The sequence below is a fragment of the Dielma fastidiosa genome (genome assembly GCF_003475485.1).
Classification (GTDB): Bacteria; Bacillota_I; Bacilli_A; order Erysipelotrichales; family Erysipelotrichaceae; genus Dielma; species Dielma fastidiosa.
Genome location: NZ_QRQL01000002.1, coordinates 161094 through 179197 on the forward strand (window position 1 = coordinate 161094; position 18104 = coordinate 179197).

Annotated in this window: 19 protein-coding genes; 5 read left to right on the forward strand and 14 right to left on the reverse strand. The window is 40.9% G+C overall.

Features of this window, described 5'->3' with window-relative positions; genetic code table 11:
* Nucleotides 1-135: 135 nt before the first annotated feature.
* Nucleotides 136-843 (reverse strand): cyclic nucleotide-binding domain-containing protein, encoded by a 708-nt coding sequence (locus DWZ33_RS05420; RefSeq protein WP_118454073.1) that lies wholly within the window; start codon nt 841-843, stop codon nt 136-138.
* A gap of 90 nt (nt 844-933) precedes the next feature.
* Between DWZ33_RS05420 and DWZ33_RS05425 the strand changes: the two genes are divergently transcribed.
* From DWZ33_RS05425 to DWZ33_RS05435, 3 genes are all read left to right on the forward strand, one after another.
* Nucleotides 934-1353 carry a DMT family transporter gene (locus tag DWZ33_RS05425; RefSeq protein WP_118454074.1) on the forward strand — a complete coding sequence of 140 codons (420 nt, stop codon included), beginning with the start codon at nt 934-936 and terminating at the stop codon, nt 1351-1353.
* Nucleotides 1354-1363: 10 nt separating this feature from the next.
* On the forward strand, nt 1364-1789 hold the full coding sequence (locus tag DWZ33_RS05430; protein WP_118454075.1) for a DMT family transporter: 426 nt from the start codon (nt 1364-1366) through the stop codon (nt 1787-1789).
* A gap of 79 nt (nt 1790-1868) precedes the next feature.
* The gene (locus DWZ33_RS05435; RefSeq protein ID WP_118454076.1) at nt 1869-4130 is read left to right on the forward strand and encodes a glycogen/starch/alpha-glucan phosphorylase; all 2262 of its coding nucleotides are present in this window, start codon (nt 1869-1871) and stop codon (nt 4128-4130) included.
* Nucleotides 4131-4195: 65 nt separating this feature from the next.
* Here the strand turns inward: DWZ33_RS05435 and DWZ33_RS05440 are convergent, their stop codons facing one another.
* On the reverse strand, nt 4196-5824 hold the full coding sequence (locus DWZ33_RS05440) for a GGDEF domain-containing protein (RefSeq protein WP_118454077.1): 1629 nt from the start codon (nt 5822-5824) through the stop codon (nt 4196-4198).
* Nucleotides 5821-7260, reverse strand: coding sequence for a 4-alpha-glucanotransferase (gene malQ / locus DWZ33_RS05445; protein ID WP_118454078.1), 1440 nt, complete (start codon nt 7258-7260; stop codon nt 5821-5823). Before malQ ends, DWZ33_RS05440 begins: the two co-directional genes overlap by 4 nt.
* Nucleotides 7261-7464: 204 nt before the next feature.
* On the opposite strand from malQ, the gene DWZ33_RS05450 reads away from it, so the two are divergent.
* Complete coding sequence (locus DWZ33_RS05450; RefSeq protein WP_118454079.1) at nt 7465-8067, forward strand: hypothetical protein; 603 nt, start codon at nt 7465-7467, stop codon at nt 8065-8067.
* A gap of 38 nt (nt 8068-8105) precedes the next feature.
* Nucleotides 8106-8687, forward strand: coding sequence for a TetR/AcrR family transcriptional regulator (locus DWZ33_RS05455; protein ID WP_118454080.1), 582 nt, complete (start codon nt 8106-8108; stop codon nt 8685-8687).
* 26 nt (nt 8688-8713) lie between these two features.
* On the opposite strand, the gene DWZ33_RS05460 is transcribed toward DWZ33_RS05455, so the two are convergent.
* The 11 genes from DWZ33_RS05460 to DWZ33_RS05510 form a co-directional block, all read right to left on the reverse strand.
* Nucleotides 8714-9514 (reverse strand): HAD family hydrolase, encoded by an 801-nt coding sequence (locus tag DWZ33_RS05460; protein ID WP_118454081.1) that lies wholly within the window; start codon nt 9512-9514, stop codon nt 8714-8716.
* Entirely contained in the window at nt 9511-10551 is a 1041-nt protein-coding gene (locus DWZ33_RS05465; RefSeq protein WP_118454082.1) for a transaldolase family protein, read from the reverse strand. The genes DWZ33_RS05460 and DWZ33_RS05465 overlap by 4 nt, the downstream gene beginning before the upstream one ends.
* On the reverse strand, nt 10548-11210 hold the full coding sequence (locus DWZ33_RS05470) for an aspartate/glutamate racemase family protein (protein WP_022937072.1): 663 nt from the start codon (nt 11208-11210) through the stop codon (nt 10548-10550). The genes DWZ33_RS05465 and DWZ33_RS05470 overlap by 4 nt, the downstream gene beginning before the upstream one ends.
* Nucleotides 11207-12094 (reverse strand): ketose-bisphosphate aldolase, encoded by an 888-nt coding sequence (locus tag DWZ33_RS05475; RefSeq protein WP_118454083.1) that lies wholly within the window; start codon nt 12092-12094, stop codon nt 11207-11209. The genes DWZ33_RS05470 and DWZ33_RS05475 overlap by 4 nt, the downstream gene beginning before the upstream one ends.
* Before the next feature lie 57 nt (nt 12095-12151).
* Complete coding sequence (locus DWZ33_RS05480; RefSeq protein ID WP_244925852.1) at nt 12152-13249, reverse strand: PTS fructose transporter subunit IIC; 1098 nt, start codon at nt 13247-13249, stop codon at nt 12152-12154.
* 11 nt (nt 13250-13260) lie between these two features.
* Nucleotides 13261-13578, reverse strand: a complete 318-nt coding sequence (locus tag DWZ33_RS05485; RefSeq protein WP_022937075.1) for a PTS fructose transporter subunit IIB — start codon at nt 13576-13578, stop codon at nt 13261-13263.
* Nucleotides 13575-14045 (reverse strand): PTS sugar transporter subunit IIA, encoded by a 471-nt coding sequence (locus DWZ33_RS05490; protein WP_118454084.1) that lies wholly within the window; start codon nt 14043-14045, stop codon nt 13575-13577. The genes DWZ33_RS05485 and DWZ33_RS05490 overlap by 4 nt, the downstream gene beginning before the upstream one ends.
* 15 nt (nt 14046-14060) lie before the next feature.
* Nucleotides 14061-15581 carry a BglG family transcription antiterminator gene (locus tag DWZ33_RS05495; RefSeq protein WP_118454085.1) on the reverse strand — a complete coding sequence of 507 codons (1521 nt, stop codon included), beginning with the start codon at nt 15579-15581 and terminating at the stop codon, nt 14061-14063.
* 243 nt (nt 15582-15824) lie between these two features.
* Nucleotides 15825-16592 carry a sulfite exporter TauE/SafE family protein gene (locus DWZ33_RS05500; protein WP_118454086.1) on the reverse strand — a complete coding sequence of 256 codons (768 nt, stop codon included), beginning with the start codon at nt 16590-16592 and terminating at the stop codon, nt 15825-15827.
* 409 nt (nt 16593-17001) lie between these two features.
* Entirely contained in the window at nt 17002-17199 is a 198-nt protein-coding gene (locus tag DWZ33_RS05505; protein ID WP_022937079.1) for a DUF4177 domain-containing protein, read from the reverse strand.
* 88 nt (nt 17200-17287) lie between these two features.
* A complete protein-coding gene (locus DWZ33_RS05510) occupies nt 17288-17983 on the reverse strand; it encodes a hypothetical protein (RefSeq protein WP_147352870.1) in 696 nt (231 codons plus the stop codon).
* Nucleotides 17984-18104 lie beyond the last annotated feature (121 nt).

An 18104-nucleotide genomic window follows, 5' to 3' on the forward strand; every position in this document is an offset into this window, starting at 1 on the left:
TATAATATGCTTTTTATGCCGATTTCAGCCGATTAATATTCAAATTATGATGAATATTTTGAATATAATGATTCATTAATCAAAGGATGAATATCGCACATAATAAAACGCTCATCACTGAGCGCCGTTTTTGCTTCATTGTCCTATAAATATTCTAGCCATCTCATTATCCAGCATATAAATATCATTCGCCGCCGCTTTTAATTCATCTAAGCAGATCAGCTGATAACCAGTTTCTGTTTTTTTCAGCCAGCCCCGCAAACAAAATTGCTTCAGCGCGCGCAGCAGCTGACGGTGACTGCAGCCAAGATATTCTGCCAGCTGAGTATGATTTTCTCTGAATTGATGATTTCTTTGCGTAGAAATAATATAACTGGCCAGCTTTTCCTCGGTGGTACAGTGCTGAGTGATCGAGGCATTATGATCGTTATGCCGCATTTTTTGTGTGAAAAAGCTGCATAAACGATTCATGAATTGAATATCCGCGAGTAATATTTTACGGCATGGTTCATGAGGTATCATCAGGCATAACGCTGATTCAAGCACTTCCACACTGCATGATGCCTTCGTATTTTCAATTAATTCAATCTCCCCAAACAAAGTAAAGCCTTCATAAAAGCTGATTAGATTTCGTTTGCCATTGCTGAGCAGCTTAGTAACCATGCATTTTCCCTTAAGCATAAAATAAAGATTTGCTAAGGGTTCAAATTCAACACAGATATATTCATGGGCATCAAACTGACAAAGCTTCATTTGCGCAAAGATAACTGATGGCAAGGCTTGATCAAGATGCACAGATTCAATCAGCTGCTGCTTCAATTTCTCATCATTTATAATTATCATAAAACACCTCTTTCTTTAACTATGTCATATGTCATAGTTAGTTGCAAGTCCCTTATGTTAAATTAGACTCATTAAAGTGGAGGTTATGCCATGATTTATTTCTTAGTATTTATCGCTGGCTTACTGCTGGCATGTATGCAAAGCTTTAACGGTCTGTTAAGCAATTATATCGGAACTTATGGGACAAGTCTGATTGTTCACTGTATCGGCGCTGTTATGCTGCTTGTTTATCTGCTTATTAAAAAGGAAAGGATTCGTCTTTATCCAATGCCTTGGTATCTGTACAGCGCCGGCATCTTCGGCTTGGTGCTGGTGGCTTTTACCAGTGTCAGTGTGAGTGTCATCGGCGCCGCATTAACAACCTGTCTGTCAATTACCGGGCAGATTTTCTGTTCCATAGTGATTGATCATACCGGCGCTTTCCATTTACCGAAGCTACGCTTTAATAAGAAACGGATACCATGCCTGCTGATGATTCTTTGCGGACTGGTAATTGTGCTGATTAATTAGGAGGTACCTTATGTATATCATACTTGCTTTTCTGCTTGGCTGTATCAATGTCATATCGAAAACAATCAATTATCAGGCAACTACCTATCTGGGGACAGCCTGCGGGTCGCTGATTAATTATCTCACAGCCTCCCTGCTTTCCTTGCTGCTTTTTCTGTTTTTAAATCCGGCTTATGTGAATGCCGAAAGCCTTCTGTCAGCCCCATTTTGGCTCTATCTGGGCGGTGTCTGCGGTTTGCTGGCACTGATTATCAACGTGACCTCACTCAAGCATATGAATCTGTTTCAATCAACAACACTGCTGCTGATCGGACAGCTCTTTGGTTCTGCCCTGCTGGATTTATTGCTTTTACAATCTCTGTCCTTTTTCCGCTTATGCGGTCTTTTAATTCTTACCGCTGGTGTCATCTGGGATAAACGCGTACTCATGCATTGAGATAAGGCTGATTATCCCCTAATTTACTTGCGAAAGAGGGCCGCTCTTGTTATACTGATTGCAGTAAGAGGGGTTGAACATGACACTTGAAAAACAATTAAATGAACTATTTGAAAAGACTTCTACCAGCTTTGAAGAAGCCAGTAATGAACAATATTATTATGCCTTACTGAGTGTGCTTAAACAGCGATTAGCTGACACGCCAATCATTCAAGGCAAGAAAAAGCTTTATTATATATCCGCTGAATTTTTGATCGGCAAGCTGCTCTCTAATAATTTAATTAATCTGAATCTCTATGATGAAGCAAAGACATTGTTAGAAAGCCATGACCGTTCATTAGCTGAAATCGAGGAAATTGAACCAGAACCATCGCTTGGCAACGGCGGTTTGGGACGGCTTGCCGCTTGTTTTTTAGACTCTATCGCTACCCTTGGCTTAGCGGGTGACGGTATCGGTCTCTGTTACCATTTTGGCTTATTTAAGCAACAATTTGTTAATCATCAGCAAAAAGAAGAAATCAATCCATGGATTGAAAAAGACAGCTGGCTGCGTGAACGTGATGTTACTTTCACTGTACCCTTTGGCGGCTTCTCTTTAGATTCCAAGCTTTACGACATTGATGTTGTCGGTTATGATAATGGCAAAAATCAGCTGCATCTTTTTGATATACAAAAAGCTGATGAAAGCATCGTTCATGACGGCATCGACTTTGATAAGGGGAATCTCTTACGCAATCTGACACTTTTCCTCTATCCTGATGATTCTGATGAGGCAGGCCGGATGCTGCGTATTTATCAGCAGTATTTCATGGTCAGCAACGGCGCTCAATATATTTTAATGAATGCCAAGAAGGAAGGTCTTGATCTTCATAAACTCAACGAATTTGTGACGATTCAGATTAATGATACTCATCCGACACTGGTTATTCCGGAATTGATCCGCCTGCTGATGCTTGAGGGAATTGACTTGGATGAAGCGATTGCGATTACTTCTAAAACATGTGCCTATACGAATCATACGATACTTGCAGAAGCTTTAGAAACATGGCCGCGCCGCTTTTTAGAAGAAGCGGTTCCGCATCTCATGCCGATCATTGAAGCATTGGATCAAAGAGTTAAAGCTAATTATGATGATCCAAGCGTTGCTATTATTGATGAAGCTGATTTAGTGCATATGGCGCATATTGATATTCATTATGGATATTCAGTCAACGGGGTAGCAGCCATTCATACGGAAATCTTAAAGAACACTGAATTAAAGCCTTTCTATCAGATTTATCCTGAGAAGTTCAATAACAAGACGAACGGTATTACCTTCAGACGCTGGCTTTATGCCTGCAACCCTGAATTGGATCAATGGCTGAATCAATGGATTGGCAGTGATTATAAGAAAGATGCCGCTAAGCTGGAACAATTGCTGGCATTCAAGGATAATAAACAATGCCTTGATGAGCTGGCCGCCATTAAACAGTTAAAAAAGAAGCAACTGGCACAGATGCTTAAATCTACACAAAATATTGATCTTGATCCAGAATCTGTCTTCTGTATTCAAATCAAGCGTCTGCATGAATATAAACGCCAGCAATTGAACGCGCTTTATATTATTCATAAATATTTTGAAATTAAAGGCGGCAAATTACCGGCCCGGCCAATTACGATGATCTTTGGTGCTAAGGCAGCGCCTGCCTATATCATTGCCAAGGATATTATTCATCTGATTCTCTGTCTTTCTGAATTCATCGCCAAAGACCCTGATGTTGCTCCATATCTCAAGGTTGTTATGGTTGAAAACTACAATGTGACACTGGCTGAAAAACTGATTCCTGCCTGCGATATTTCTGAACAGATTTCACTGGCAAGCAAGGAAGCCAGCGGTACCGGCAACATGAAATTCATGCTGAACGGCGCGGTTACCTTAGGCACAGCGGATGGCGCGAATGTGGAAATCGCTGAACTGGTTGGCGAACAGAATATTTATACCTTTGGTGAAAGCAGTGAACAAGTTATCGCTCACTATCAGAACCATGATTATATCAGTAAGAAAATCTACAAGCAGGATCCGCATATTAAACAGTGCGTAGACTTTATCGTATCGAAAGAATTATGCAGCATCGGTTCAAGAAAGATTTTACGGCAGCTGCAGCAGGAATTGATCAATAAGGACTGGTTTATGACACTGCTTGATCTGAATGCCTATATTGCGGAAAAAGACCGCTGCCTCGCTGATTATGAGAAGCATGAGGAATGGACAAAGAAAATGCTTGTTAATATCGCAAAAGCCGGATTCTTCTCTTCGGATCGTACTATTGCGCAGTATAATCAAGATATCTGGAAACTTTAAGCATCCTATGGGATGCTTTTTCTATATTAAAAGGAGTGCGAACACACACTCCCCTTTTAGATTATTTACTGACCGCTATGCGCTTTCTGATTAAATTTGCACTGATACATATTCTTATCAGCCTGCTTAAATAGATTTTCAATATCTGTCTGATCACTTCCCACTGCACATCCGTATGCCAGTGAAATTGGATGCTGATGATCAGCGTTAAATCGTTGTATTACCATTTCTAAACGGCTGAGATAAATATCAAGGTTCTCAGGCTTATTAAGCATTAAAACCACAAATTCATCACCGCCGATACGGTATACTTCCCCTATTTCACTAAAGGCATTAAGAATACAGTGACATGTATTAATTATCATCTCATCGCCTTCATGGTGACCATACTGATCATTTACCTGTTTTAGATTGTTGATATCCAAAATCATTAAAGCCATTGCTTCTGTTGACAGATTCATCAGCTGGGCCATCTTTTCATTAAAAGCGGTGCGGTTCTTCGCATTTGTCATGATATCGTTATAGGCCAGCTTATGATAAAGTGCCAGCTTCGTATTTTGTTCATATAACAGCCATACTCGTTTAATACAAAAATAAACCAGTAAAATAATGAAGGCAATAAAACCAAACATGAATGAAGTACGGCCGGTGACGATTGGTCTAATATAAAACTGAACTAAGGAGACCAGTGAAAAGACGATCAGAATCGATAAGGCAATTAATATACCTTTGGCCATCATTGAATTGCTGGTTTTAATTTCTTGAATCAAGGCATAGACCATACATACTACGGAGCCGACAATCAGCGCGTGAGTCAGCGGCAGCAGTGTTATAAAATTAGTCAGATTCAAAATATACAGCACTGGCTGAATCAGTAAATTCAAATAAAGAATATTGATCAAAACTTGAAGCAGGCGCTTTTGCTTGACACAGATCACATTAACAAAAGCGACAATCGGCAAAGGAATTGCCATAAAACTGATAAAAGAAAGCAGTGAAACCGCGGCGGCATCCGCTTCATTGACATGGTAGGCTGGTGAATCCGTCCAAAGCCAAACCGCCGAAATCAGCGCAAAGACACCGAGGTACAAAAAGACACGGTAATCATATGTCTTTTTCCTGAAATCCAAATATGCTGCCACAGCTATAAGGCCTAAGCCAAACAGCAGCATCATCAATAAAATAACGATATTAATGGCATTTTCCTGAAGCAGTGCCAGCATATGAGCGGCTTCATCACCTATGGCAATCATTGAAATACCGCCTGGTATTTGTGTGTCACCAATTATTTCAAAGCTGACTTTCTGATGGCTGTAAGCTGTCTGCAAAGGGATATAAAGATATATATCACCGCGGATTTTATTGAATGCCGTAACGGTAGGCATATATTCATAAATCAGCTGCTGATCAACATAAACACGCAGCCCCTTAAAGGAATCACGGATAATCAGTGAATCATTTTCAGTTACGTCAGGCAGTTCATTGGATATCCAAAAGGTATCTGCATTGCCTTCAATCATATACGGAAAGCTTTCAATGCTATTCATCTCACAGGTCCAGCCGCTTTCAAAAGGTCTGAATCCCTGTTTCACATCAGTACGCAGCTTAATCGGATACTGATTAAAAGCGCTTAAAACAATTAGAAATGCGGTGAAAACACAGAGAATCTTAAAGTATTTCACAATTATCTTCATAGGCGATTCCCTTTTTCAAGCATGTCTCGCAGCTCGGGAATACGCTGTTCAAAAGCAGAGAAATCAATCATTTTCCATTCCCAGTTTGGTGAACCAATGGTACCGGGTGTATTCATACGTGCCGCATCATCAAGTTTTAGAATATCCTGCATCGCAATGATGGCAGTGTCCGCAGCATCGCAGAATGTATATTCAAGCAGCCGATCAAGCATTGAAGCATGCCGATATTTTCTCAGTGACCAGCGGCAGCGCAGCTTAAAGCGCCAGTTTTGATCCTCATACCATGAACGCAGTGTCTGATTATCATGGGTACCTGGATAAACAATCATATTTGTTTGTGCATTGTGATCCTCATGCCAAGGATCAAAGGTAAACTCAATAACCTTCATGCCAGGAAAATGGTAGTGGTCACGCAGAATCAGCACTTCTTTACGCAAATCGCCCAGATCCTCAGCAATAATATGAAAGTTTGGCAGAGTTTTCAGTAAATGATCAAATAATTCATAGCCTGGTGCTTCTATCCATTCGCCAACAACAGCGGTCGGACAGTCCGCAGGGATTTTCCAATACGTATCAAAAGCCCTGAAATGATCGATACGCACAATATCAAACAAGCTGAGATTATAAGCAATTCGCTTTTCCCAGAATTTAAAATCATGAGCTTTCAGATAGTCCCAGTCATAGATAGGATTTCCCCAACGCTGACCTGTCTTGGAAAAATAATCAGGCGGTACTCCGGCAATAAACAACGGACGGCCGTCATCATCAAGCAAAAAGCTGTCTTGATGACTCCACACATCCTCACTGTCAAGACCAACATAAATGGGAATATCACCGATACATTGAATCCCCTGTTTATTGGCATAAGCCTTAACGCTCATCCATTGCTGATACAGCTTGTATTGCGCAAACATCTCCAGACGGATATCCTCTTTAAACGGTTCTAAATCAAATTCATGATTTTTGATCCAATTTTTCTGCTTGCTTGGCCAATCGATCCAAAGCTTATCATCATTGTGTTTTTTCAATGCTTTGAATACCGCGTAATTATGCACCCACGCATTTTTAATAAACTCACGATATCCATCATCCGGCTCAAAGTTCTGATATGCCTCATAGATATACGGTTCCTTAAAAGCTCGCACTGCCGCGTAATCAACACGATCAGCCTGCGCATTGTATTCCTTAAAACCAGCTATCAGACCTTCTGCTTTTAAAGAATCAAGTGACAAATAGAGATCGTCAATGGCAAATGATGAATAAGGCTGATAGGGCGAATTACCATAGCCGAGCGGATTCAGCGGCAAAAACTGCCAGCACCGCATTCCACATGCCTTTAAATCATCTATAAATTGATAACATGCCGGTCCAAAATCGCCTACACCCGTTTTACTTGGCAATGATGAAACGGCAAGCAATATTCCTGCTTTTCTCATAAAATCCCCTGCTTCCTTATGATATTATATGATTAATTATACAAAAAAGCTGAACTTTTTACTATTAAATTAAGTGAATTTAAGCAAAGTATTCATTCAAAGTTCTACTCTTATTGAGTTATGATAACTTCAGCGATTGACATTTAGTACATTTGTACTATAATTGATTTATAAATTAGTACATATGTACTAAACGGAGGAACTATGAAAAAATGTATCTGTTTATCAATGCTTATCTTATGCTGTGCCTGTTCAAATCAAAGTAAAGAAACTGATCAGGGGACAAGCCAGCCGCAAACTTATGTTGATTCCTACACTTCTGCATCACCCACCCGCAGTCAGCTTAGCGGCGATGATTTAAAAACTGTACAGACTGAATTAGTATCACTTTCCAGTGATCTCGCCAGTATTGCACAAGCCGCTGCAGAGGGATACAGTGAACCGGAAGGTGCGGTTATTGCCCAGATTATGTCCGTCAATCCCGATGGAACGCCAGGTTTATCTACCATTCATGCATGGCAGTATAACGCCGACAGCAATACTGTCACTGTCGAATTAACCTATGGTCAAAATGCATTAAATCTCAGCACAGTGAACAACCGAGGAACCCTGCTTGTCCATGGCAAGGCTTACTATATTCTGCATCTTGAAACAGCATCTGTTGAGGAGCTTAAATACAGCGATGAAAATTATGAAAAGGGGTTGTTTAATGCCGCTTATTCAGGTAAAGATGCACAGCTTAGTGAATATTCGATTACCTTTAAGGTATTATCAATTGAAAGCTCAATGGTTTATATGTTTCAATAATTGACTAAATCACTTTGTTAACGTATGATAATATCATTATGAAAACAAAAAAAGAAATACTGAAAACAGCACGAAAATTATTTAATGAATATGGCTATGCGAATACTTCAATGCGTGATATATCGAATGCCTTGAATATGACCGTTGGAAATCTAACTTACCATTTTAAGAAAAAGCATGATATATTCTTTGCTTTAATGAATGAAATTGAATTAGCTGAGCCTCAAGCCTTGGCAGTTTCCCTACTTGATTTCCACAAACTGATAGCAGAACTGCTAGAGGGCATGGTTAAAAATCGCTTTTTCTTTAGTGACTTCAAGTTATTCGCAACGATTGAAGGCAGTGTGTCACCGCTGGTAAAGAATGAGAAGTTTTTGCGGCTGGCCGTAAAACAATTAAGTAATCTGCAGACAGAAGGCTTTTTTAATGATTTTAATGAAAGCCGTATGATCAGCACCATGCGTATTTGTCTGTTAGCCCATCTTGCATGGATCAGTGATAATCCAGACAGCAATGATCAAAAAAACTTTCTTTTTGACCACTGGCAGCTGCTGATGCCCTATTTTACCGAAAAAGGATGGCAGTGCTATCAGCAAGAAATTGAACCCCTATTAAGATAAAGATCTGCCCAAAAGCAGACCTTTTTTCAGATATTGAAGTATTGATATAAAAATTCACCGACACCATCATGATTATTATCATATTCTGTGCAGCAGTCAGCACTGGCTTTGATTTGCTCATTGCCGTTAAGCATCGCCACGCCAATACCACACTCCAATAATAAATCTAAATCATTCATTTCATCACCAAATGCCATTACCTCACGCAAGGAACAGCCCTCATGTTCACAGATTTGTCGGACAGCGTTACATTTTGAGTTTTCGATGCTGACGATTTCCAGACAAAACGGCAGTGTCTGCATCATCCGCAAATCAGTAAACGATTGAAGTGAATCAATAACCGCTTTGCTTGTTGACGGCTCGCATAATACAAGCAGTTTTTCGTAATTATTAATGATTGGCTGCGCTTGAATATCATATGCTGACTGATTTATGGAGATGATGTATTTACCATAATCATCCAGCCTGTGCAGGTATGCCTTCTGCTTCATCATATCATAAAGATAATAATTAATATTATAGGGCAGACAAAAAGTGATAATCGCATTCAGCTGTTCAGCGCTTAATAGATGCTGGCGGAAACAGGTCGCCTCTTTGAGCGAATAGATCTGGGCGCCATTCATGCCGATAATTACATCAATCTGATTGACCAGATGCCACGATTTCAACAGTTTCAGCACGATATCAACACTGCGCCCGGTTGCTAAACCGATATGCAGACCTTTTTGCTTTAGAGTCTTGATTGCCAATAAGCCTTTACTGCCCGGCTGCTTATGCTGATCCAACAGCGTCCCGTCAAGATCAATGAATATCCATCTTATCTTCATTGATAAGATCTGATTTTATCCAATGCCTTTGACCAGGCATCTTCAAAGCTGCTTCTGAACAAGACTACCGGACCAAAATCTTCATATTCAGATGGTTTGATAGCTTCCACAAAATAAGCCTTTCTAAAATCAGGCAGCTTCGTGCATAACTCATCGACCACACGATCCGGCGTCGGCATAAAGAAGCGCTGCACAACCATTGGATTCTCGGCAATCAGCTTATCGGCTGTCCCCTGCCAATTAATCGTGATATTCGCATCCGCGCCCACCATTTCCGTAAAATGATGCAAACCGCGCGCACCGCCGCCGATAAAACCAACTTCCTTATTTTTCTGGCGGCAGAGCCAGTAAGTTTTCTTAGCCGCACAGATTCCCGCGTGCCACAGTGTGTCCGCTGATATCTCAATCTTTTCTGTTTCGACAACCTTTTTTAAATACTCATCAAGAATACCGGTAATGTGTGAATAATAAATCGGCGCCTTATTTTTCATGCCTTGAGTTGCCCGTTCATATACCTCACAGACATCCAATGCCTGACGGACAGACATAACCTCAGTCGCATTGATCGGTACACCCTGCGCAGCTAACACCTCAATGGCCTTTAAGCCTTCCTCAGTAACCGGTACCTTGGCCATAATATTAGGACCTGCCTGACGATTAAACAGCGCGTGTTTGATTATCGTATCTGCATCCTCATGGAAAGGATCGCCCTGAATACTCACATAACCGCTGCGGCCCTGACTTGTCTCATATTGATCCAAAAAGACAGCCGCAATATCTTTAACTAAATCACGCTGAATCTTAATTAGAATTTCATTGGCATCGGATTCCGCACCTACATATTTTTTGATCAAGGCTTCAACCTTTTCCTGCATATCCGGATGATTCATCATCTTATAGACATATGATGGATTCTGAGTGCAGCCCACCGCTCCTTCATCAATCGCCCAATGCGCTTCTTTTTCAGTCACATTATTGATCCAGAAGCGGGTTTCACTCTGTTCCTTTACACGCTGAAAATAATGTTTTTCACTCATTTTATTTCTCCTTCCAGCATTTGCTTAATTCGCTCAATTGCCAATCGCGGACTGGTCAGCACTGGCTTGGCTATCCCGTCAAGATAAGGCAGCAAGGAAGTCATTGATCCCTGTGCCAATACCACGACATCATTCTCTTCTGCGGCTTTTTGAATCTGTGCTAAAACAAGCTGATTGTGCTTTTCCACATTTTTCTCTTTCATTAAAATGTCCAAAGCACCATCTACCAAATATTCCCTTACTTCCACATTCTTCCCCGCAGTCTCAGCCTTGGTTTTCACAAGATTACAGCTTGGCAGCATCGTTGATGCCACAGTGGCGATAACACCGATTTTCGTACCTAAGGATACCGCTTTTTCAGCCATCGCTTCATCAATTTTTAAAGTCATCCTTGATGTGCATCGCTTCGCAAGGTCAAAGGCTTCACCTACCGAGGAGCATTGATTGAAAATTAAATCCGGTGCCAGTTTATCAGCAATCTGCACATACTGACACATGCGGCTGATAATAGCAGGCGTCAGACCGCCATTCTTCTTCACCTCATCAAGCAGACTGTCATCAATGATATTTACTAATTCCACATCCGGTATGATTTCTGCGCATAATGCTTTTAATTCATTCAGTGATACCGGACTTGTATGAATCATTACTACTTTCATGCCTCTTCACCCCGCCTTAAATTCTCATAATATAGATAAGCCTTATCGATGCAGCCAAAAACATTCATCTTATGGGCGACTACCGCTTTGGCAGCTGCCATTGCTTTTGGCATAGTAATTGCAAATTTAAAATCTTTTGTTTCTGTGATAATACGGTTTAATTCATATGAATACGCTGCCTTATATTCACTGGCAACATTTATTTTCTGAATACCGATCTTGGATGCCTGACGCACCTGTTCATCATCTTGACCAGAACCGCCATGCAGCACCAATGGGATATCGCTGACCGCCCTGATGCGCTTAAGCAGATCAAGCTGTAATACTGGTTTAAAGCCTTCCGGATATAAGCCATGAGACGTACCAATGGCAATGGCCAGTGTATCAACGCCGGTTTTTGCGACATAGTCCACAACCTCTTCCGGCTGAGTATAGACAATATCCGCGCCGCCTTCATCACTATTGCCGGTATTGCCGATCGTACCAAGCTCACCCTCGACAGATACATTGATACAATGCGCAATTTGCGCAATCGCTTTAGTCTGAGCTACGTTTTCCTCATAAGGCAGATGTGAGCCATCAAACATTACTGATGTAAAACCGGCCTGTATGGCGCGAAGACAATCCTGCAATGAGCGGCCATGATCCAGATGCAGACAGTAGGGTACTTGTGAGTTCATCAATTTCTCCCGCACATACTGATAGTATTCCTTTTCACAGAAGTCCAGCTCATTGGCAGCTACTGCAATAATCGTCGGTGCCTGCAGTTCTTCCGCCGTTTCAAAAACACATTTGAAATTTGAGACCTCGGTAACATTAAAGGCGCCAATCGTAAAATGATGTTCTGAAGCAACTTTTAATAATTCTTTCATTGTGATAAGCATGATTATTTCCTTTCTGCTTTAATAAAGCGGCTGCCTTTTTTCAGGCAGCCATGTCAATTAGAATTCAATATTTACATCTGCCGCTTCCTGATTTTCATTTGGATCATAATCACTGCCATTGATTACCTGTTCCTCACTCAGACGGCGTTTTAATAAGAATAATACAGTTCCCATAATCAGACTGCCTAAAACTAATGCGATGACAAATTTATCAGCATGAGTAAAGGAAGGAATAACAAACCAGCCGCCATGGGCTACCGGTGACTGTACATCCCACATCATACATAAGCCGCCGGCAATTGAACCGCCGATGACTGATGAAACAACAACCCGCCATAAATCATTCATTGCCAATGGAATGACACATTCCGTAATCATACAGATGCCCATTGGACCGCATGCTTTTAGGTTTTCTTTTTCATCATTCGTCCAAATTGGTTTATGGAAAATTTTAGATAATGCCCAGGCAACCAATACGCCCATCGGCGGTATCATACAGGCAACCATGTGACATGCCTTTGGCTGTAAGATGCCGTCCGCCAGCATACCGGTCGTATATAATGAAACGGTCTTATTCACTGGACCGCCGAAGTCAAACGCGCTGCCGGCTGACATAACAGCACCGTAAATAAACTTAGAGCCGGAAGATAAACTGGCAATGAAATCGGTAAATGCCTTCATGAATGCCGCAATTGGTACACCTAAAACAGTAAACATCACAACCCCTGAAATCAATGACGCAAAGAATGGAATAATCAGTATCGGCATTAAGCCCTGCATCGTTTTTGGCAGCTTGATATGCTTTTTCATCAAATTAACGAGCCAGCCAACAAAGAACGCACCCAAAATACCGCCAAGGAACCCTGCCTTTACCTCAGCACTGACCAAACCTACGACTAAGCCCGGCGCAATACCTGGACGATCAGCGATTGAATAGGCGATGGCAGCTGCGATAACGGGTATGATCATCGTACCCATTGCCATATTACCGGCTTTATAAATAAAATAAATGAACGTACCTGTTTGATCCGCGATATTAGGACCGCCTAGAATTACCCCTAATGCCTGACATAAGCCCGCGCCGACAACAACCGGAACCATAAAGGATATACCGGTCATCACATGACGTTTAATCTCCTTAAAATTCATTTTCATATTGTTTCTCCTCATTTTCTCGAATTTAATTTAGCTTCGATTTTCTTTAAAAAACCCACTGTATTCCGCATCACATCTTCAGTACGGCAGCGCACGATCGGCTTACCCGCGAAACGATTTTCACCTGATATCTTCACATCCACCGCCAGAATTACCACATCTGCTTCCGCAATCTGCTGGGCGGTTAATTCATCCTCAACGCCAATCGTTCCCTGAGTTTCAATATGGCATGGGAATCCACATTCCTTCGCTGCCTCAACAATTTTTTGCTTGGTGATGTAAGTATGGGCAATACCGGTCGGACATGCCGTTATACCAACGATTCTCATTCTTTCCCTCCTTTCTGCTCGAAGAGCTCAATAATTTCTTGCTTATCCTCACTGATGAAAATCTGTTCAATCACATCACGCTGACACAATGAAGTTGCCACATTTGACAAAAGCTTCATATGAACAGTCTTATCCACTGACTTAATCGCCAGCATGATAATTAACCGAACTGGTTTATCATCAATTGAACGCCACTCTAGATCATGGTCACTGCGGCCAATGGCTACCGCGGTATGCAGCACCGAATCAGATTTGCCATGCGGTATCGCAATACCATCACCGATTCCCGTAATCCCTTCTCCTTCACGATAATACACATCCTTTAAAAATTGTTCCTTGGATGACAGAACCGAATCCTTAAACAGCAGATCAACCATTTCATCCAATACTTCATCCTTCGTTTGACCTTTAAGATGCAGGTCAATGCGCTGTTCATTTAAAACTGAACGAATACTAAGCTCTTCCATGCTTTCCCTCCCTGGTTACCTATTCTCTAGTACCGATTTCACATTCTTTATGTCATTTTCATTAAATAATACGGAAACAAATGCCAGCGGAATATGCAGCTTATAATCCGCGATATTTACCGTTGATACGATCAGATCAATCTTCTCCGGCAATTGATCCAGCGTATTTACCTTTGAAGCGGCAATCATATCTACCACCTCCCAAGTCGGAAAGGTCTTTTTGATCCTTGCCATCAGCAGATGCGAAGTTCCTATGCCGCTGGAACAGACAACGATCACCCGCAGTTTTTTAAGCTGCACAACCTCAAGTGAACCTTGTATATATAAGGTCAGATAAGCCAGTTCATCTTCCGAGATATGATATTGCGGATAATAACGCTGAGTAATTTCACTGACGACTTGAACTGTCTTGGCGAATAATTCCTGATAATCATTTTTTACTGCCGTAAGCAGCGGACAGCTGATCTCAATCTGGTATTTCTGTCTGCCAATCATTGAATGCAGATGCAGCAGTAAATAACGTTTTAAATAATTGTCGTTGACAATCTGCGGATCAGTCACTTGACTCATCGCGGTGATAATATCATGACAGTATTCTTTTACCTTTGAATTAATGTTGGTGAATTCAATATCCTTATTGCTGATTGATGGCTCAATCCCATATCCGCTTGTATCCAAATGCTGATAAATATAATAGATTTCTGAATCCGGAATCTCCAAATTCAAATGCAGCTTAATCTTGGTTGACATCTCAACAGCGATGCGGAACACATGCAAATCTACCTCATTGATGCCATTCGGCTTATGATCCAGCTGTTTACCGCTGCGGACGCGATTGATCAGAATCAGAATATGCGTCAGAATGTTGATATAATAAGGATCACCAATCACACTGTGCAGCTGATTCTCAGCTTCATGAATCAAATTTTCCACATATACCACAACCTGTTCACTGAATTGCTGAACCAGGATGGTACGAGTATCAGCATCAATGCGTTCCGAAGCACTGGTCTGCATAGTGGCTGTCCCTGAATGATATTTAATAATTGCGGTTGTCAGCGCCTTTCGGATATCGATTTCCCTGCCGTCAATGCCTGTTCCCAAACTGTTTCTAATCAAGATCAGATCATAACAGTGAATCCATTCCTCAATGTATTTCAAATCATTTTGAATGGAAGATCGTGAAACAAAGTAGTGTTCTGAAAGTTTTTTAATTGATGTCAGCTGGGGAGCGTTCTGAAGCAAATCTATTAAAATCTCATACCGACGCTGATCCAAGGGAAGTGAGCTGTCAGTTGCAAGCTTCAGCGTCAATTGATTCCGCGTAGCCTGATCAAGATCAATCCGTACTCCAGCGCCGATCTTTGAATCAAATTCAATATTTTCATTCCGCAGTAAATTCCTTAACTCATCAAGTTCCCGATAGATGGTTTTCTTTGATACATTCAGCTGTCTGGCAATCTGTTCAGTCGTTTGGTAGTCATGGGATTCCAATAAACTTTTCATGATACTTTTCTGTCTGTCACTTAATTTCATTTAATCACCTCCCAATAGGTTTTTACCTGGCTCGCTGAATGCCCTCTTTAGCCAATTTCATAATACCATTATCAATATGAAAAAAGCGTACCAAGGCTTGTCCATAATATTGTAGACATTTTAACCAGCACCTACTGTAAAGCATCATACACTAAGGCCCGCCTTTATAATATTTACAAATAATGTAAAGACAAAAAAACTCAGCGCTGCACTGAGTTAATTTATGATTCTGATGTTATTTAATTAAAAGCCTTTTACGGCAATCATGGCAATTCCAAGCACTGCCAGCACCACGCCGGTAACGCGGTTCAATACCTTAGGATCAGCTTTATTGGCAAAGACCGCCGCGACTCTGGCGCCGATAAAGGTCGCAAGGATACAGGCAATCAGCGCTGTCAGATCAGGCAGGCCATCGATAACCATATGGGAAACGGCCCCGGTAAACGCGGTGAAAGCCATGATAAAGACACTGGTACCAACCGCCGTTTTAAGTTCATAACCAAGAACACTGGTCAAGATCAGCAGCATCATCATACCGCCGCCGGCACCGATAAAGCCGCAGATAAAGCCAATCATGATACCGCATAAGATGGATTGAACCGCTTTAGTTTTCGCATCCTTATTCGCCAGCTTCTCTTTCGTCGTCATGACTGGTCTGACAATAAATTTAACCCCTAATAAAAAGGTCATAAAGACAGAAAAATTACCCATCGCCGTATTTGGAACTAAAGAAGCGATATAACTGCCGATAACCGTGAAAATTAAGACAGAGACAAGCATGATTAAACCATTTTTAATATCCAGATTTTTATTCTTGCCATAAGTATACGCTGAGACCGCGGATGCCAGCACATCGGAAGCTAGCGCGATACCCACAGCTTCATAAGCAGGAAAATCAAGGAAGGTGATCAGCATCGGTGAAATTACCGCCGCCGCTGATAAGCCTGCCAGACCGGTACCAATACCAGCACCCAGACCGGCAATAATATATACGATCATTGCTGTTAACATGAAATTTCTCCTTTTAAATATTAGTTCTTTTATGAACTATTATATGCTATTTGTGAGAAATTGCAAGCCTCAAAAAAAACAAATGAAGGAATGCTCATTGATAGAGAGCTTTCATCTGTTTGAAATCAACTTCACCGCATAAATTCCACAAAAGTAAAAATAAATAAAGGTGAAAAAGATAAAATCAATCCGGATATATTGTTGGCATATTCTGCTATTTCCGGTTCAACAACTCCCAGATCAAAATAGCAGCTGTACCAGAAAGGTAACGTATTTTAGTTAGCCGTAAATTGATTGATTAACTTTCACGTTATCTGATTGCGCTGCTCAAAATATTCTTTTTTTTATGATGAATTTCATACCGCCTAAAATGCCAACAGAAATACCACGGCAGACTTGATATAGAAGCTTATTCTTGTTCATCCTTTTCAAAAATCAAATCCAGCTTTCTAATGTGTGTAGGATTTCCTAGCTCAATAGGTATCATACCTGCATAACGGTAGCCTTTTGACGCATACAAATCGATAATTTCACGATGTTTAACGGTTAGTGATTCACGCAGCTCCTTCACATTATACTCAACAGTAACATATTCATATTTTTTCATGATAAGCTCCTTCCGCCATCTATTCAGGCCGCCATGCATCCTTCTTTAATACCATCTTGTTATATTTCGGATAGGCAGACAATCAATATTAAAGTTTATATACGATTATATCTACATTTTCCTGAGCCATTCCTTGTACAACATTTATAATGATATGAACCTCTTTATCTTTGATATAAATCAATGATGTGTCGCCGTATTTACTACCCAAGCCGCCAACATACTCACCATAACACGGCTTTGCTCTGACACCATCTTCATTAACAGGTGAGGAACATGGTAAGTAATCTTTTTCAAGTTGTCGATCCAGTGCTACTTGAAAATCATCAGCAGAAACATGAATCAGGTTTAATACCTCTGCATTAGAAAGTAATTCATGTGATGTCAAAGAAAAGTTATAGGTTCTATAGACACTTGGACCAACTCCGGCATTAGCCAATAAACGATCCAGTTTCACAACGATGGAAAGTATATCATCATTGACATAGTATTGGGTGATTAAAAGACTAGCCGTATGCCAATCACCATTTTCATGATAGGTTAATTCTTCTCTGCATGTTTGTGCCAGCAAATTCATTTCCTCATTGAACCGTTGGGCATCATTGCTATCCCATAACAATGTCGGCTCTTGAATGAACAATTGGGCTTTATTTTCACCATCTAATTGAATCGCGATAGGCTCATTAGTAATACTGAGTATCGTACCCATGTCGATTGGTTCAAATGGTTCCGGTTCTGCTGGCTTTTCAGGCTGATTAATAACCGGTAAATTTTCTGGTTTCACTGTTTCACTCGGCGTTTGAGCACACCCTGTTATCAGTGCCGGTAACAAGCAGCTAATTAGTAACTGTCTCAGTTTATCACTAGCCTTAGTACGATGAGTATGTTTTACTATCATGTAATCA

Bases quoted from the DNA above. Each gene is read 5' to 3' on its own strand.
- DWZ33_RS05455 (WP_118454080.1), top strand. From the start codon at position 8,106: ATGAAAACAAAAAAAGAAATACTGAAAACAGCACGAAAATTATTTAAT.
- DWZ33_RS05485 (WP_022937075.1), bottom strand. From the start codon at position 13,578: ATGAGAATCGTTGGTATAACGGCATGTCCGACCGGTATTGCCCATACT.
- DWZ33_RS05465 (WP_118454082.1), bottom strand. From the start codon at position 10,551: ATGAGTGAAAAACATTATTTTCAGCGTGTAAAGGAACAGAGTGAAACC.
- malQ (WP_118454078.1), bottom strand. From the start codon at position 7,260: ATGAGAAAAGCAGGAATATTGCTTGCCGTTTCATCATTGCCAAGTAAA.
- DWZ33_RS05440 (WP_118454077.1), bottom strand. From the start codon at position 5,824: ATGAAGATAATTGTGAAATACTTTAAGATTCTCTGTGTTTTCACCGCA.
- DWZ33_RS05430 (WP_118454075.1), top strand. From the start codon at position 1,364: ATGTATATCATACTTGCTTTTCTGCTTGGCTGTATCAATGTCATATCG.
- DWZ33_RS05435 (WP_118454076.1), top strand. From the start codon at position 1,869: ATGACACTTGAAAAACAATTAAATGAACTATTTGAAAAGACTTCTACC.
- DWZ33_RS05475 (WP_118454083.1), bottom strand. From the start codon at position 12,094: ATGCTTATCACAATGAAAGAATTATTAAAAGTTGCTTCAGAACATCAT.
- DWZ33_RS05500 (WP_118454086.1), bottom strand. From the start codon at position 16,592: ATGTTAACAGCAATGATCGTATATATTATTGCCGGTCTGGGTGCTGGT.
- DWZ33_RS05490 (WP_118454084.1), bottom strand. From the start codon at position 14,045: ATGGAAGAGCTTAGTATTCGTTCAGTTTTAAATGAACAGCGCATTGAC.
- DWZ33_RS05470 (WP_022937072.1), bottom strand. From the start codon at position 11,210: ATGAAAGTAGTAATGATTCATACAAGTCCGGTATCACTGAATGAATTA.
- DWZ33_RS05480 (WP_244925852.1), bottom strand. From the start codon at position 13,249: ATGAAAATGAATTTTAAGGAGATTAAACGTCATGTGATGACCGGTATA.
- DWZ33_RS05495 (WP_118454085.1), bottom strand. From the start codon at position 15,581: ATGAAATTAAGTGACAGACAGAAAAGTATCATGAAAAGTTTATTGGAA.
- DWZ33_RS05450 (WP_118454079.1), top strand. From the start codon at position 7,465: ATGAAAAAATGTATCTGTTTATCAATGCTTATCTTATGCTGTGCCTGT.
- DWZ33_RS05460 (WP_118454081.1), bottom strand. From the start codon at position 9,514: ATGAAGATAAGATGGATATTCATTGATCTTGACGGGACGCTGTTGGAT.
- DWZ33_RS05420 (WP_118454073.1), bottom strand. From the start codon at position 843: ATGATAATTATAAATGATGAGAAATTGAAGCAGCAGCTGATTGAATCT.
- DWZ33_RS05505 (WP_022937079.1), bottom strand. From the start codon at position 17,199: ATGAAAAAATATGAATATGTTACTGTTGAGTATAATGTGAAGGAGCTG.
- DWZ33_RS05425 (WP_118454074.1), top strand. From the start codon at position 934: ATGATTTATTTCTTAGTATTTATCGCTGGCTTACTGCTGGCATGTATG.